Annotated in this window: 11 protein-coding genes and 1 pseudogene; 7 read left to right on the top strand and 5 right to left on the bottom strand. The window is 74.9% G+C overall.

From position 1 onward, the window contains the following. Positions 1-81: 81 nt before the first annotated feature. Together Q0840_RS11730 and Q0840_RS11725 are read left to right on the top strand one after the other, a co-directional pair. Positions 82-717 (top strand): YbjN domain-containing protein, encoded by a 636-nt coding sequence (locus Q0840_RS11730; protein WP_298459662.1) that lies wholly within the window; start codon positions 82-84, stop codon positions 715-717. Further along, a complete protein-coding gene (locus Q0840_RS11725) occupies positions 714-1,223 on the top strand; it encodes a YbjN domain-containing protein (protein ID WP_367183119.1) in 510 nt (169 codons plus the stop codon). The genes Q0840_RS11730 and Q0840_RS11725 overlap by 4 nt, the downstream gene beginning before the upstream one ends. A gap of 82 nt (positions 1,224-1,305) precedes the next feature. Here Q0840_RS11725 and miaB read toward each other — a convergent pair whose 3' ends face one another. Continuing rightward, a complete protein-coding gene (gene miaB, locus Q0840_RS11720; RefSeq protein ID WP_298459776.1) occupies positions 1,306-2,919 on the bottom strand; it encodes a tRNA (N6-isopentenyl adenosine(37)-C2)-methylthiotransferase MiaB in 1,614 nt (537 codons plus the stop codon). Positions 2,920-3,151: 232 nt separating this feature from the next. On the opposite strand from miaB, the gene Q0840_RS11715 reads away from it, so the two are divergent. The 4 genes from Q0840_RS11715 to Q0840_RS11700 all read left to right on the top strand — a co-directional run bounded on the left by Q0840_RS11715 (position 3,152) and on the right by Q0840_RS11700 (position 6,619). Beyond that, complete coding sequence (locus tag Q0840_RS11715; RefSeq protein ID WP_298459661.1) at positions 3,152-3,943, top strand: amino acid ABC transporter ATP-binding protein; 792 nt, start codon at positions 3,152-3,154, stop codon at positions 3,941-3,943. 90 nt (positions 3,944-4,033) lie between these two features. Further along, positions 4,034-4,918 (top strand): glutamate ABC transporter substrate-binding protein, encoded by an 885-nt coding sequence (locus tag Q0840_RS11710; protein ID WP_298459659.1) that lies wholly within the window; start codon positions 4,034-4,036, stop codon positions 4,916-4,918. A gap of 154 nt (positions 4,919-5,072) precedes the next feature. After that, a complete protein-coding gene (locus tag Q0840_RS11705; RefSeq protein ID WP_298459658.1) occupies positions 5,073-5,723 on the top strand; it encodes an amino acid ABC transporter permease in 651 nt (216 codons plus the stop codon). Then, a complete protein-coding gene (locus Q0840_RS11700) occupies positions 5,720-6,619 on the top strand; it encodes an amino acid ABC transporter permease (RefSeq protein ID WP_298459657.1) in 900 nt (299 codons plus the stop codon). Before Q0840_RS11705 ends, Q0840_RS11700 begins: the two co-directional genes overlap by 4 nt. A gap of 28 nt (positions 6,620-6,647) precedes the next feature. On the opposite strand, the gene rny is transcribed toward Q0840_RS11700, so the two are convergent. From rny to Q0840_RS11680, 4 genes and pseudogenes are all read right to left on the bottom strand, one after another. Continuing rightward, positions 6,648-8,222, bottom strand: a complete 1,575-nt coding sequence (gene rny / locus Q0840_RS11695; protein WP_298459656.1) for a ribonuclease Y — start codon at positions 8,220-8,222, stop codon at positions 6,648-6,650. A 39-nt stretch (positions 8,223-8,261) separates the two neighbouring features. After that, entirely contained in the window at positions 8,262-8,990 is a 729-nt protein-coding gene (locus Q0840_RS11690) for a regulatory protein RecX (protein WP_367183118.1), read from the bottom strand. Positions 8,991-9,046: 56 nt separating this feature from the next. Then, a pseudogene (gene recA / locus Q0840_RS11685) lies at positions 9,047-10,036 on the bottom strand (recombinase RecA); the annotation flags it as partial. Positions 10,037-10,306: 270 nt separating this feature from the next. Beyond that, positions 10,307-10,540, bottom strand: coding sequence for a DUF3046 domain-containing protein (locus tag Q0840_RS11680; RefSeq protein WP_298459655.1), 234 nt, complete (start codon positions 10,538-10,540; stop codon positions 10,307-10,309). A 62-nt stretch (positions 10,541-10,602) separates the two neighbouring features. Between Q0840_RS11680 and Q0840_RS11675 the strand changes: the two genes are divergently transcribed. Beyond that, positions 10,603-15,861 carry a DEAD/DEAH box helicase gene (locus Q0840_RS11675; protein ID WP_298459654.1) on the top strand — a complete coding sequence of 1,753 codons (5,259 nt, stop codon included), beginning with the start codon at positions 10,603-10,605 and terminating at the stop codon, positions 15,859-15,861.

Raw genomic sequence — 15,861 nt, 5'->3', positions numbered from 1 at the left:
ACGCCGCGGCCCCACGCCGGCCGGGCGGGCGCGCGGGGGCGCGGGGCGGTCGGTGGCTGCGGTGCGAGGTACTGTGCGGCGATGGGCTTCCACTGGGGCGGTCGCCGGGGATGGTGGGCCGGACGCGACCCGGACCGTGACCGCGCCGGCGCCGGTCTCGACGACGACGAGCTCCAGGCCAAGGTCGAGGAGCTCCTGGCGCGCGAGCTCGGCGCGCAGCCGATCGGCGCGCCCCGGGCGGGCGGCTCCGCGGGTGCGCCGTCGTCGCAGGGCGGCCACGACGACGTCCCCGCTCCGCTGAGCGTCGCCCGGATCGTGGAGTGGTTCGAGGACAACGGCTTCAGCTACTTCATCGACAACGACGGCGACCTCGGCGGCCTGTGGCGCGGCCGGCTGTTCTACTTCTTCCTGTTCGGCGACCGGTCCGAGATCCTCCAGATCCGCGGCCAGTGGAACCGCGAGGTCGCCATCGAGCGCCTTGAGGAGGTGCTCGAGGCGTGCAACGAGTGGAACGCGGACCGCATCTGGCCCAAGGCGTACGTACGCGTGCGGGACAACGGGATGGTGCACATCGTCGCGGAGGTGGCGACCGACCTCGAGCACGGCGTCACCGACGCCCAGCTCGCGCAGCTGCTGCACTGCGGGCTGAGCAGCGGCAGCATGCTGTTCGACGCGATCGACGAGATGTACCCCGACCCGGCGGCGGCGGCCCCGTGACCCCCGACGCGCTGCCCGGCTGGATCCAGCGGATGTTCGGCAACGCCCGGCCGAAGCCGCACGAGGCGCTGCCCTCGCGCGAGCGCGCCGCACCGCTGACCCGCGACCGGATCGCCACCTACCTGCTCAGCCGGGGCTACCGCTTCCTGCTGGACGACGACGGCGACCTGACCGGCACCTGGGACGGGAGCCGGTTCTGGTTCCTGCTGCTCGGCGAGCGCGGGGAGATCCTGCAGATCCGTGGCCGCTGGCAGCGGACGCTGCCCACCAGTCGGCGCACGTCGGTGCTGCTGGCCGTCAACGACTGGAACCGTGAGCGGATCTGGCCGAAGGTCTACCTACGTGAGGAGGACGGGGAGCTCGCGCTGTACAGCGAGGTCTCGGTCGACCTGGAGCACGGGGTCACCAGCACCCAGCTCGCCCAGCTGATCGCCTGCGGGCTGGGCACGGGCGTGCAGATGTTCACGGTGCTGGACACGCTGCTGCCGGACGGCCTCGAGGACTGACGGTCCCGCCGGCGGGTGCGGTGCGCGTCGGTGGTCGCCGTTCCGAATCCGTCGCCGGGTCGCAGTGCCGTCGGCGGGGCGATCAGGCCGTGCGGACCGTCGGGAGCCCGAGGACGACCGGCCCGCCGGCCGCCGCCCCGCCACCGTCGTGCCCGCCGTGCCCGTGCCCGTCGTCGCCGATGCCCGCGCGGGCCCGCCCCCGCGCCGCCCAGGCGTCGCCCGCCCGGGTGCGGCGGACCGCGTACGGCCCTCCGGCCAGCGCCGAGTCGGCGACCAGGTGGTGCGGGGCCGCGTGCGTGACCGCCACCGTGACGAGGTCGCCCGGTCGGGGCAGCCGCGGGTCGACGTCGGGCAGCAGGCGCGGGTCCGGCGCGTCGGCGGCGTCGGGCCCGCCGGGCCGCGACCCGGCGGGCGACAGGCCCTGGGGCAGGGCGAAGTGCACGAGACGGTTGTCGGCGGCACGGCCGGACACCCGCAGCGACGCACCGTCCTTGCGGCCGTCGGTGTCGGCGACGAGCACCTCCACGGCCCGGCCGAGCTGCGCCCGGTTCTCCTCGAGTGCGATGCGCTCCTGCAGCGCCTGGAGCCGCTCGTACCGCTCCTGCACCACCGCCTTCGGCAGCTGGTCGGGCAGGTCGGCCGCGGGTGTCCCGGGGCGCGGGGAGTACTGGAAGGTGAACGCCGACGCGAAGCGGGCGGCCTCGACCACCCGCATGGTCGCGGCGAAGTCGTCCTCGGTCTCGCCGGGGAAGCCGACGATGATGTCGGTCGTGATGGCGGCGTCCGGCGTGCGGGCCCGGACCCGCTCCAGGATGCCGAGGAACCGGTCGGACCGGTAGGAGCGGCGCATCGCCCGCAGCACCCGGTCCGAGCCCGACTGCAGCGGCATGTGCAGCTGCGGCATCACGTTCGCCGTCTCGGCCATCGCCTCGATCACGTCGTCGGTGAACGCCGCGGGGTGCGGGCTGGTGAACCGCACCCGCTCCAGGCCGTCGATCGTGCCGCACGCCCGGAGCAGCTTCGCGAACGCGCCACGATCCCCGAACTCCACGCCGTAGCTGTTGACGTTCTGGCCGAGCAGCGTGACCTCGACGGCGCCGGAGTCGACCAGCGCCTGCACCTCGGCGAGCACGTCCCCGGGCCGGCGGTCGCGCTCCTTGCCACGCAGGTGCGGCACGATGCAGAACGTGCACGTGTTGTTGCAGCCCACGCTGATCGACACCCAGCCGGCGTAGACCGACTCGCGCCGGGTGGGCAGCGTGGAGGGGAAGACCTGCAGCGACTCGGCGATCTCGACCTGCGCGGCCTCGTTGTGCCGCGCCCGCTCGAGCAGCACGGGCAGCGCGTCGAGGTTGTGGGTGCCGAAGACGACGTCGACCCACGGCGCGCGGTCGACGATCCCGGCCCGGTCCTTCTGGGCGAGGCAGCCACCGACGGCGATCTGCATGCCGGGGCGGCCGCGCTTGACCGCCGCGAGCTGCCCCAGGTTGCCGTACAGCTTGCCGGCCGCGTTCTCCCGGACGGCGCAGGTGTTGATCACCAGCACGTCGGCGCTGCCGGCGGCGGCCTCCTGCGCGGAGGCCGGCACGTACCCGGCCTGCTCGAGCATGCCGGCCATGTGCTCGGAGTCGTGCACGTTCATCTGGCAGCCGAGCGTGCGGACGGCGTAGGTCTTCACCGCACCGGGTGGGGGCATCCGCGTCGAGGCGGAGGCCGACGTGAGGCTGGACGTCGACGCCGCCGACGCCGGCGCGGGGCGTGCGGGCACGGCGGCCCCCGGACCGCTGTCGGTCGGGGCGTGCGGGGAGGTCGGAGCGATCGTGTCCATCACCCTCCAGGGTAAGCGGCGTGCGTGGGTGCCCGGCACGTTGCGGTTCCGTGACCTGCGCAGGTAGCGACACGCAACCTGCGCCACCTAGGTTCAGCGCATGGTCGACCCCTCCTCCGCTGCCGCCGTGCCCCCGGCCGGCTCCCGTGCCACCGGTGAGCCGCTCGTCGTCCTGGACGGCGTGAACAAGCACTTCGGGGCGCTGCACGTGCTGCAGGACATCGACCTGACCGTCCACCGCGGCGAGGTCGTCGTCGTCATCGGTCCGTCCGGGTCCGGCAAGTCGACGCTGTGCCGGACGATCAACCGGCTGGAGACGATCGACTCCGGGACGATCACCATCGACGGCAAGCCGCTGCCCGCCGAGGGCAAGGCGCTGGCGCGGCTGCGCGCGGACGTCGGCATGGTCTTCCAGTCGTTCAACCTGTTCGCGCACAAGACGGTGCTGGAGAACGTCATGCTCGGGCCGGTCAAGGCCAAGGGCGTCAAGCGCGGCGAGGCCAAGCAGCAGGCGCTCGCGCTGCTCGAGCGGGTCGGGGTCGCCAACCAGGCCGACAAGCTCCCGGCGCAGCTGTCCGGCGGCCAGCAGCAGCGGGTCGCCATCGCCCGGGCTCTGGCGATGAGCCCCAAGGTCATGCTGTTCGACGAGCCGACGTCCGCCCTGGACCCCGAGATGATCAACGAGGTCCTCGACGTCATGGTGTCCCTCGCCCAGGACGGCATGACGATGATCGTGGTCACCCACGAGATGGGGTTCGCCCGCCGGGCCGCGCACCGCGTGGTGTTCATGGACGCGGGGCGGGTCGTCGAGGAGGCGGAGCCGGAGACGTTCTTCACGGCACCCCGCAGCGACCGCGCCCAGGACTTCCTGTCCAAGATCCTCACCCACTGACCATCCGGTCGGGCGCCCGCCGCCCGGCCGCGCCGCCGACAGCGGTCGTCACGCACCCTCGAGACGCCCGCTCGACGAAGGAGACACACCATGAAGATCCGTCACGCCGGGCTGATCGCCCTGCTGTCCGCCGGTGCCCTGACCCTGTCCGCCTGCGGCGGGGACGACGTCGCCGAGCCGGTCCCCGGCGACGCCGGGGGCGAGGAGGTCACGGAGGTCGGCGACTTCCCCGAGGGGTCGACGATGGCCGAGCTCGCCGAGGCCGGGGAGATCACGATCGGGACGAAGTTCGACCAGCCGCTGTTCGGTCTGGTGGGCCCCAACGGCGAGCCCGAGGGCTTCGACGTCGAGATCGGCACGATGATCGCCGCCGAGCTCGGGATCGCCGAGGAGGACATCAACTGGGTCGAGACGATCTCGTCCAACCGCGAGCCGTTCATCGAGTCCGGCCAGGTCGACATCGTTGTGGCCACCTACACGATCAACGACGCACGCAAGGAGATCATCTCCTTCGCGGGCCCGTACTACGAGGCGGGCCAGTCGATCCTCACGCTGGCGAGCAACGAGGACATCCAAGGCCCCGACGACCTCGCGGGCAAGCGGGTGTGCACCGTCTCCGGCTCGACCCCGGAGCAGAACCTGCTGGAGAACTACCCCGAGGTCGAGGTCGTCGCATTCGGCGCCTACTCCGACTGCATCGACCCGCTCAAGAACGGCCAGGTCGACGCCGTCAGCACGGACAACGTCATCCTCGCCGGCTTCGCCGCCGACGACCCCGAGCTCGAGGTCCGCGGCGACCCGTTCACCGAGGAGCCGTACGGCATCGGCCTCGCCAAGGACGACGAGGAGTTCCGGATGTGGATCAACGACGTCCTCGAGGCCAGCTACGAGGACGGCTCCTGGACGCAGGCGTGGGAGGAGACCGCCGGGACGGTGCTGCCGACGCCCGAGCCGCCGGCCGTCGACCGGTACTGACGCGACCCGTGATGCCCGGGGCTGGCCTGCCGCCCCGGGCACCGCAGGTCCGGGGCCCGGCCGGCCCGCGACGACCGCCGACGACGGCGCCCCACCCTGGCGCACCCGACCCGCGCCTTCCCATCCCCCCTGCGCGTGACCCGGAGGACAGCCCGTGGACGTCATCCCCGACAACCTGCCCGCGTACCTGGGCGGGTTCCGGACCACGCTGTCGCTGACCGTCGTCTCCGGACTGATCGCCCTGGCGGTCGGCGTCCTGCTCGCCGGGCTGCGGGTCTCGCCGCTGACCCCGCTGCGCGCCCTCGCGACGACGTACGTCGAGGTGCTGCGCAACACCCCGCTGACGCTGGTGTTCTTCTTCATGGCGTTCGTGGCACCGCAGTTCGGGCTGCTGGCCCCGCTCGGCTACTGGACGGCGGTCATCTGCCTGTCCGCGTACACCGCCGCGTTCGTGTGCGAGGCGGTCCGCTCGGGCATCAACAGCGTGGGGATGGGCCAGTCCGAGGCGGCCCGGGCGATCGGGCTGACGTTCGGCCAGACGCTGGGCCTGGTGGTGCTGCCGCAGGCCGTGCGGTCCGTGATCCCCCCGCTCATCAACGTCCTGATCGCGCTGGCCAAGAACACCTCGGTCGCCGCCGGGTTCGCCGTGGTGGAGCTCACCGCGAGCGGCCGCCGGCTGGCGCTGTCCAACCCGGCGGACACCCTGTGGGCGCTGGCCGGCGTCGCGCTGTTCTACCTGCTGATCACGATCCCGGCCGGTCTGCTCGCCGGGGTCGTCGAGCGAAAGGTGGCGTTCGCCCGATGAGCTCCGTCCTGTACGACGTCCCGGGCCCCGTCGCCCGTCGCCGCGAGCGGATCGGGTCCGTCATCGGCGCGGTCGTCGTCCTCGTGCTGGTCGGGCTGGCGGCGCGCTACGCCGCCGACCGGGGCATCTTCGCCGCCGACCGGTGGAACGTCCTGTACGACCCGCCCAAGGGGCAGACCGCGGCCGACGTGTGGCAGTCCATGATCGTCCGGGGGCTCGGGGCGACGCTGCGGGCCGCGGTCGTCGCGGCCCCGCTGGCGCTCGCGCTCGGCCTGCTGCTGGCGCTGTGGCGCACCGCCCGCGGACGGTGGGTCCGGCTGCCGGCGATCATGCTCATCGAGCTCTTCCGCGGGCTGCCCGTGCTGCTGATGATGCTGTTCGGTCTGCTCGGGTTCGGCTGGGACGCCTTCACCGCGGTCGTGTTCGGCCTGGTCGTCTACAACATGGCGATCATCGCCGAGATCCTGCGGGCCGGGCTGGCGTCGCTGCCCCGCGGGCAGGCCGAGGCCGCCTACGCCGTCGGGCTCACCCGGTCCCAGACGCTGCTGACGATCCTGCTCCCGCAGGCGGTGCGCACGATGCTGCCGAGCCTGATCGCCCAGCTCGTGGTGCTGCTCAAGGACTCCTCGCTCGGGTTCATCGTGGGCTACCCCGAGCTGCTCAAGTCGATCCAGAACAACGCCCAGTACTTCGGCAACGAGACCTACATCGCCCTGTTCGTGGTGGGCGCCGGCATCTACCTCGCGGTCAACCTGTCGTTGACCCGGCTGGCGGTCTGGCTGGAGCGGCGGACGGGCCGGACCTCCGCACCGACCCCGGGGCCCACGGCGGGGACGACGGACGCGGTCGGCTCGGCGCGCGTGGGAGGCACGTTCGGGACCGGCACGGACCGCTGACCCCGGCGTCCGGCCCCTCCCGGGCCGGTCAGCCGGCGGTCGCGCTGGCGCGGATCTCCCGGATGACGGTCACCTTGATCTCGCCGGGGTACGTCAGGTCCGCCTCGATGTGCCGGGCGATCGCGGTGGCCAGGCCCGGCAGGCTGTAGTCGTCGACCACCTCGGGCTGGACGATGACCCGGACCTCGCGGCCGGCCGACATCGCCAGGACCCGGCGGACGCCCTCGTGGTCCGCGACGAGCTTCTCGATGGTGTCCATCCGCTCGACGTACTGGTCCAGCTCGTCCCGGCGGGCGCCGGGCCGTGCGGCCGAGCACGCGTCGGCGGCCTGGACCAGCACCGCCTCGACCGACTCCGGCCGGACCTCGTCGTGGTGCGCGGCGATCGCGTTCACCACGACGTCGCTCTCGCCGCACCGGCGGGCGAGGTCGGCGCCGACCGCCGCGTGCGTCCCGCCCAGCTCACCGGTCAGCGCCTTGCCGACGTCGTGCAGGAACGCCGCCCGGCGGGCGACGTCGACGTCCGCGCCGAGCTCGGCCGCCATGGTCGCGGCGATCTGCGCGGTCTCCACGAGGTGGGCGAGCACGTTCTGCCCGTAGGACGTGCGCAGGCGCAGCCGGCCCATGGTGCGGACCAGCTCGCGGTGCAGCGGTCCGACGCCGGCCTGCTCGGCAGCGAGGTGACCGGCCGCCAGCGTGCGCTCGTCGGCGCCCGCGAGGGCCTCGGCGTACGCGGTCTCGATCCGCTGGGGGTTGATCCGCCCGTCCGCCATGAGGGCCTCCAGGGCGACCTGGGCCACCTCGCGCCGCTCGGCGTCGAAGCACGACAGCGTGACCGCGTCCGGCACGTCGTCGATGATCACGTTCACGCCGGTGAGCGCCTCGAACGCCCGGATGTTGCGGCCCTCCTTGCCGATGATCCGGCCCTTCATCTCCTCCGTGGGCAGACGGAGGTGCACCACCACGCCCTGAGAGCTCGTCGGGCCGGAGAGCCGCTGGACCGCCGTGGCGACGATGCGCCGGGCGCGCTCGTCGGCCTCGGCCTGGATCCGGGCCGCCGCCCGGCGCCCGGCCGCCTCGGCCTCGTGCGTGGCCTGCTCCACGACCTGCCGTTCGATCTCCGCGCGTGCCTGGGCGCGGGTCAGCCCGGCGACGGCCTCGAGCTCGGTGGCCAGTGCCGCGCGGTCGGCGAGAGCCGCCGCACGCTCGCTCCGGGCCGCCTCGTGCTCGCCCGCCGCGGCCGCGCGGTCCGCCGCCACGACGTCACGCTCGGCGGCCACGGCGGCGCGCTCGGCGGCCAGCGCGCGCGTGGTCTGCTGCTCGGACTCGGTGAGGGCCAGCGCCCGGTCGCGCAGCGACTGCGCGAGGTCCGCCGCGGCAGCCCGGTCCTGCGTCAGCGCCTGCTCGCGGGTCGCCACCGCATCGGCCCGGCGGTCGAGCTCGGCCTCGGCCCGCCGCAGCTCCTCGGCGGCCCGGGCCGCGTCGGCCGCCGCACGCCCGCGCAGCGTGGCCGCGGCTCGCCGTGCCGCGAGCACGATGGCCACCGCGACCACCACCGCGATCACGATCGGCCCGACGACGGCCAGCGCCTCACCCGTGGTCATGTGCGTCCCCCCGACGATCCCGGGTGTGACGGTACGGCGTCAGTGGTCCTGCGCGTACACCGGACCGTCGTCGGTCCAGCCGCCGTCGCCCCAGCCGTCGTCGGCCGAGGCGGCGTCGGCACCCGAGGTGCGGTCGGCCTCCTCCTCCGCGAGCAGCTCACGCACGAGCCGGTGCGCGAGGCCGCCGGAGTACCCCTTGCGGCCCAGCATCGCCGTCACCCGACGCACCCGGACCTCGCGAGCGAGCCCGGACGTCGCCGCGAGACGCCGGCGAGCGAGCTCACGCGCGGTCGTCTCCTCCTGCTCGGCGTCCACCGTGCCGAGCGCCTCCGCGGCCAGCTCGTCGTCGATGCCCTTGCGCCGGAGCTCGACACCGAGCGCGCGACGGGCGAGGCCGCGGTCGGCGTGCCGGGATCGGACCAGGATGCGCGCGTACTCGGCGTCGTCGATCAGGCCCACCTCGGTGAACCTGTCCAGCACGCGCTCCGCCACCGGCTCCGGGACGTCCTTGCGGGCCATCGCGGCGGCCAGCTGCGCACGGCTGCGCGGCGCCCCGGTGAGCAGGCGCAGCGCGATCGACCGGGCGACCGACTCGGGGTCCGGCTCGCGGTCGGCCGCGGCCGGCCCGTCGAGCGGCGGCTCCGAGGTGCGCGCCCGGCGCCCGGACCGCGGGCCGGGGCGCCGAGCACCCCGACTCACCGGGTCGTCCCCCGGTCCACGGTCGGCGCCGGGCCGCTGGTCGTGCTGGTCGTCCGCAGCGGCGGCCATCGGACTCAGAAGTCCACCGCGGGGCCGGGGTCGGCCGGGGCGTCCATCTTGGCGCCCACCCCGAGCTTCTCCTTGATCTTCTTCTCGAGCTCGTCGGCCAGGTCGGGGTTGTCCCGCAGGAACCCGCGCGCGTTCTCCTTGCCCTGCCCGAGCTGGTCGCCCTCGTAGGTGAACCACGAGCCCGACTTGCGCACGAAGCCGTGCTCGACCCCCATGTCGATCAGTCCGCCCTCACGGGAGATCCCCACGCCGTACAGGATGTCGAACTCGGCCTGCTTGAACGGCGGGGACATCTTGTTCTTGACGATCTTGACGCGGGTCCGGTTGCCGACCGCGTCGGTGCCCTCCTTGAGGGTCTCGATGCGGCGGATGTCCATGCGGACCGAGGCGTAGAACTTCAGCGCCTTGCCACCCGTGGTGGTCTCCGGGGAGCCGAAGAACACCCCGATCTTCTCGCGCAGCTGGTTGATGAAGATCGCCGTCGTGCCGGAGGCGTTCAGGGCACCGGTGATCTTGCGCAGCGCCTGGGACATCAGCCGCGCCTGCAGGCCGACGTGGCTGTCACCCATCTCGCCCTCGATCTCCGCCTTCGGCACCAGCGCGGCGACGGAGTCGATGACCACGATGTCGATCGCGCCGGAGCGGATCAGCATGTCCATGATCTCCAGCGCCTGCTCGCCGGTGTCCGGCTGGGAGACGAGGAGCGCGTCGGTGTCGACGCCGAGCTTCTTGGCGTACTCGGGGTCGAGGGCGTGCTCGGCGTCGATGAACGCCGCGATGCCGCCGGCGCGCTGGGCGTTGGCCACGGCGTGCAGGGCGACGGTCGTCTTGCCGGAGGACTCCGGGCCGTAGATCTCCACCACGCGCCCACGCGGCAGCCCGCCGATGCCGAGCGCGATGTCGAGCGCGATCGACCCCGTGGGGATCACCTCGACGGGGGCGCGGCCCTCGTCACCGAGGCGCATGATCGAGCCCTTGCCGAACTGACGGTCGATCTGGCCGAGGGCGGCCTCGAGAGCCTTCTCGCGGTCCTGGGGAGCGGGCATGTCACACCTCGTGTCTGAAGGCAGCGGTCGCTGCGCCTGTGGGACTGGTCTGTTGCTTCCCGGCGACGCTATGCCCGACCACCGACATCCGACGCGGCCCCTCCCCGACGTGTGGACGGGCCGCCGCCGTCATCACCTGTGGAGAGCCTAGCCGAACACCTGTTCGATCCGGGGCCGGCGCCCGCGACACGCCGCGGCGTGGTCCGGGGCTCGGTCCGCCACCGCGCCCGGAGACGCCGGCACGGCGCAGGACGCCCTCCCGGTGCTCGCTCAGCCGCGCGGCGGGGCCGGGCGTCGCACGTCCAGGCCCCACCGCTGCTGGTCCGGGACGTCCATCGCGTCGCACAGCACGTGCCACACGGTGCGCGGCTCGACGCCGTCCTCGATGGCCTGCGCGGCGGTCCGGTCGTCGAGCTCCCCGAGCACCTGGTCGGCCGCCAGCGTCCGGCCGTAGCGCTCCCCGAACACCTCGTCGACCAGCTGCCAGAACTCGCGGTTGCGCATGCACCCAGCCTGACACGGGCGACCCGGGGCGCATGTCGGTGGCGACCCGCACAATGGCACCCGTGACCACGGACGGCGGTGCGGGCGGACCCGGCGGCGACGCTGCGTCCGACCCCCTGGCGCGCTTCTCCCCTGCGACCCGGGACTGGTTCACCGGCGCCTTCGCGACCCCGACCACCGCCCAGGCCGGCGCGTGGGACGCGGTCGGCTCCGGCCAGCACGCCCTCGTGGTCGCTCCGACCGGCTCCGGCAAGACCCTGGCCGCGTTCCTGTGGGCGCTCGACGGTCTCCTCGCGCCGCGCGCCGGGGAGCCGGAGCCCGCGTCCGCGGTCGAGCGCTGCCGGGTGCTGTACGTCTCCCCGCTCAAGGCGCTGGCGTCCGACGTCGAGCGCAACCTGCGCTCGCCGCTGGTCGGCATCCGCCAGGCGTCGACGCGGCTGGGGCTCGCCGTCCCCGACGTGACCGTCGGCGTGCGCACCGGCGACACACCACCGGCGGAGCGGCGCGCGTTCGCGACCCGGCCCCCGGACATCCTCATCACGACCCCGGAGTCGCTGTACCTCGTGCTGACATCGGCCGCCCGGGTCGGGCTCTCCGGGGTGCGCACGGTGATCCTCGACGAGATCCACGCCGTCGCCGGCACGAAGCGCGGTGCGCACCTGGCCGTGACGCTCGAGCGGCTGGACGCGCTGCTGCCGGCGCCGGCGCAGCGCATCGGCCTGTCCGCGACCGTCCGCCCCGTCGACGCGGTCGCGTCCTTCCTGGGCGGGTCGCGCACCGCGGCGGACGGCGGACGCGGCGTCGTCGTCGTGCAGCCCGAGTCGCGCAAGCGCATCGAGGTCGACGTCGTCGTGCCGGTCCCTGACCTGTCGGACCTCGCCGGCGCGCCGCTGCCACCCGGTGCGGCGGACCGCGAGCTGCCGCCGCTGCCGGCGGGCGAGGTCGACCTCAGCGGCCCGGCGGCCGGCAACCCGCCGCGGCCCTCGATCTGGCCGCACGTCGAGGAGCGGGTCGTCGACCTGGTGGCGGACCACCGCTCGACCCTCGTGTTCACGAACTCCCGCCGCGGCGCCGAGCGCCTCACCGCCCGGATGAACGAGGTCTGGGCGACCCGCCGCGGCGAGGACGTGCCCGACCCGGGCACCCTGCAGCCCGCCCAGGTGCTCGCGCAGTCGGGGACGGCGGTCGGCGTCGGAGCGGGCCTGCCGCCGTCCGACGACGTGGTGCTCGCCCGGGCGCACCACGGGTCGATGAGCCGCGCGGAGCGGACCCGCACGGAGACCGAGCTGAAGGCCGGGCGGCTGCCCGCGGTGGTGGCGACGTCGTCGCTGGAGCTGGGCATCGACATGGGGGCGGTCGACCTCGTGGTGCAGGTGGGGTCCCCGCCGTCGGTCGCCAGCGGGCTGCAGCGCATCGGCCGTGCCGGTCACCAGGTCGGTGCGGTCTCGCGCGGGGTCCTGTTCCCGACCTTCCGCGGGGAGCTGGTGCCCTCGGCGGTCGTGGCGGGACGGATGCGCCGCGGCGAGATCGAGCACCTGTCCGTGCTGCGCAACCCGCTCGACGTGCTCGCCCAGCAGGTGGTCGCGATGGTCGCCGTCGAGGACTGGACGGTGACCGACCTCGCCGAGGTGGTCCGCCGGTCCGCTCCGTTCGCGGGCCTGGGCGACGGTGCGCTGCGGGCCGTGCTCGACATGCTTGCCGGCCGCTACCCGAGCGAGGACTTCGCCGAGCTGCGCGCCCGGATCGTGTGGGACCGCACCCGGGACCTGCTCTCCGCCCGCCCCGGGGCCCTGCGGCTCGCGGTCACGAGCGGCGGCACGATCCCCGACCGCGGGCTGTACGGCGTCTTCCTGGCGACCGGCTCGTCGCCCACCGCGGGCCCGGCGGCGGGCCTGGACGTGCCGGCCGACGAGGAGCGCGCGGGCGGCGGGCGGCTGCGCGGCGGCAAGCGCGTCGGCGAGCTGGACGAGGAGATGGTCTACGAGTCGCGGGTGGGCGACACCTTCACCCTGGGCTCGAGCACCTGGCGCATCGAGGACATCACCCCCGACCGGGTGCTGGTCACCCCCGCCCCGGGGATCCCGGGCCGGCTGCCGTTCTGGAAGGGCGACTCGCCCGGCCGGCCGGCCGACCTGGGGCGGGCGATCGGTGCGTGGGTCCGCGCCCTGGTGCCGATGGCGCCCGAGGCCGCGCGGGCCGAGGTGGAGGGTGCCGGGCTGGACCCGTGGGCGGCGGACAACCTGCTCGGCTACCTGCGAGAGCAGGGCGAGTCGACCGGGACGGTGCCGGACGACCGCACCCTGGTCGTCGAGCGGTTCCGTGACGAGATCGGCGACTGGCGGATCGTCATCCACTCCCCGTACGGTGCCCACGTGCACGCGCCGTGGGCGCTGGTGATCGGCGCGCGGATGCGCGAGCGGTACGGCGTCGACGCGGCCGCCATGCACGCCGACGACGGGATCGTGCTGCGGCTGCCCGACGTCATCGTCGGGGACGGCGCGGCGAGCTGGGACGACGCCGGACCCGCGCTGGACCCCGCCGACCTGCTCATCGCGCCGGAGGAGGTGGCCGACGCGGTCCGCGAGGAGCTGGGGGGCTCGGCCATGTTCGGCGCCCGGTTCCGGGAGGCTGCCGCGCGCGCCCTGCTGCTCCCCCGCCGCCGGCCGGACCGGCGGCAGCCGCTGTGGCAGCAGCGCCAGCGCTCGGCGCAGCTGCTGAGCGTCGCGGCCCGGTACCCCGACTTCCCGATCCTGCTCGAGGCGGTCCGCGAGTGCCTGCAGGACGACTTCGACGTCGAGGCGCTCACCGAGCTGATGACCGACGCCGCCGCCGGCCGGGTCCGGGTGGTGGAGGTGACGACCCCGACGCCGTCCCCCTTCGCCCAGTCGCTGCTGTTCGGCTACACCGCCCAGTTTCTCTACGACGGCGACGCGCCGCTGGCCGAGCGTCGTGCGGCGGCCCTCACGCTGGACCCCACGCTGCTCGCCGAGCTGCTGGGCCAGGGTGGGGCCTCGCAGCTGGCCGACCTGCTCGACCCGGCGGCGGTGGAGCGCACCGAGGCCGAGCTCATGGGGCTCGCGCCCGAGCGCCTCGCCCGGCACGCCGAGGACCTGGCGGACGTGCTGCGTCGGCACGGTCCGCTGACCACGGCGGAGGCCGAGCTGCGCACCCGGGAGGAGGTGCGCGGGGACGTCGCCGCGTGGCTCACCGAGCTCGAGCGCGCGCGCCGGCTGATCCAGGTCCGCCTCGCGGGTGCAGCGCCGGGACCGGACGGCGCGGACCGCACCCAGCAGTGGGCGGCGGTGGAGGACGCCGGCCGGCTGCGCGACGCCCTCGGTGTCGCCCTGCCCGTGGGCGTGCCCGAGGTGTTCACCAAGCTCGTCCCCGACCCGCTCGGGGACCTGCTGCGACGGCACGCGCGCACGCACGGCCCGTTCCCGGCCACGCAGGTCGCGGCGCGGTTCGGGATCGGCGTCGCGGTCGCGACCGACGTCCTGCGGCGGCTGGAGTCGTCGGGTGTGCTGGTGGCCGGTCGACTCCGGCCCGAGGTGCTCGGCGGCAGCGGCGAGGAGTACTGCGACACCGAGGTGCTGCGCACCCTGCGGCGGCGGTCGCTGGCCGCTCTGCGCGCCGAGGTCGAGCCGGTGGACCAGGGCGCGCTCGGGATCTTCCTGCCGCGGTGGCAGGGGGTCGGCCGGCTGCGCGGCGTGGACGGGCTGGCGCGCGCGATCGAGCAGCTCGCGGGCTCGGTGATGCCGGCGTCCGCGTTGGAGTCCCTGGTGCTGCCGGCCCGGGTGGTCGACTACGTGCCGGCCATGCTGGACGAGCTGACCGCCGCGGGCGAGGTCGTCTGGGCAGGGCACGGAGAGCTGGCCGCGCACGACGGGATGGTGAGCCTGCACCCGGCCGCGACCGCCGACCTGACGCTGCCGCCGATCGCGCCGATCGAGCCCGGCGACGTGCTCGACACGCCCCTGCACCGGGCCGTGCTCGCGGTGCTCGCCGACGGCGGCGCCTGGTTCCTGTCCGGCATGGTGGCGCGGGTCGGCGAGGAGCTGCACGCGGCCGGGGCAGCCGGCGCGGACGGCGCGGATCGAGCGGGCAGGGCGGACGGCGCGGGTGGCGCGGGTAGGGCGCCGACGCGGGGACCGGGCACGCCCGCCGAGGCACCGTGGGTCGCGCCGGGGCTCACGTCGATCGCGGCCGCGCTCTGGGACCTGGTCTGGGCGGGACACGTGACGAACGACGGGCTCGGCCCGTTGCGAGCCAGGCTGGGCGCGGGCGGGCGTCGCGGGTCGGGCACCGCGCACCGCACCCGCGCGCCGGCTCCCCGCACACGCGCGATGGCGCGGGGGGGTCGCCTCGGGCTGCGCCCGGGGCTGTCCCGCCCGGCGGCGTCGATGGCGGAGCTCGCGAATCCCGACGCGGGAGGGCGCTGGTCGCTGCTCCCCGAGCGCGACACCGACCCGACGGTGCGCGCACACGCGCTGGCCGCCCAGCTGCTCGACCGGCACGGCGTGCTCACCCGGGCGGTGGCACCCGCCGAGGGCATCGCCGGCCAGTTCGGCCTGGTGTACCGGGTGCTCGCCGCGCTGGAGTCGGCGGGACAGGTGCGGCGGGGGTACTTCGTCGAGCACCTCGGCGGCTCGCAGTTCGCGCTCCCCGGCGCCGTCGACCAGCTGCGGTCGGACGCCAAGGAGGCGTCAGCCGGCTCGGACGACGAGCTGGTGGGACATGCGCCCGGCGGCCACGGCGGGTGGGACGCGACCGGGCGCGCGCCGGCCGCGGCCGTCGTGCTGGCCGCGACGGACCCGGCCAACCCCTACGGCGCGGCGCTGGCCTGGCCGACGCAGGCCGGCACCGACGGGTCGGTGACGCCCCGTCGCGACGGCGGCCCGCCGACGGGACCGGGCGAGGCGTCGTCCGGCTCCCGCGCTCGTCCCGGCACGGCGGGCGCCGCCGACACGGCGGGGACCACGGTCGCCGTGCCCCCCGCCCCCACCCGCGACGGCGGCGGGACGCGCCACCGGCCGGGCCGCAAGGCCGGCTCGGTGGTGGTGCTCGTGGCGGGCGCACTCGTCCTGTACGTGGAACGAGGGGGCCGCACGGTCCTGTCCTTCACCGACGACGAGGTGGCCCTGGCGGTCGCCGCCACCGGCCTGGCCGACGCCGTGCGCGCCGGTCGGCTCGGACGGAGCGCGATCCAGCGCGCGAACGGCGCCGAGCTGCTCGGCGAGCTCCAGAGCCCCGTGGGTCGCGCTCTCGTCGGCGCGGGCTTCGGCCCGACCCCGAGCGGTCTGCGGCTGCGCGGGCAGGCCTGA

Origin of the sequence: uncultured Cellulomonas sp. (assembly GCF_947494015.1) — a bacterium.
GTDB lineage: Bacteria > Actinomycetota > Actinomycetes > Actinomycetales > Cellulomonadaceae > Pengzhenrongella.
Note: the sequence above shows the minus strand (reverse complement) of the source record. Positions and strands in the feature narration are given on the sequence as shown.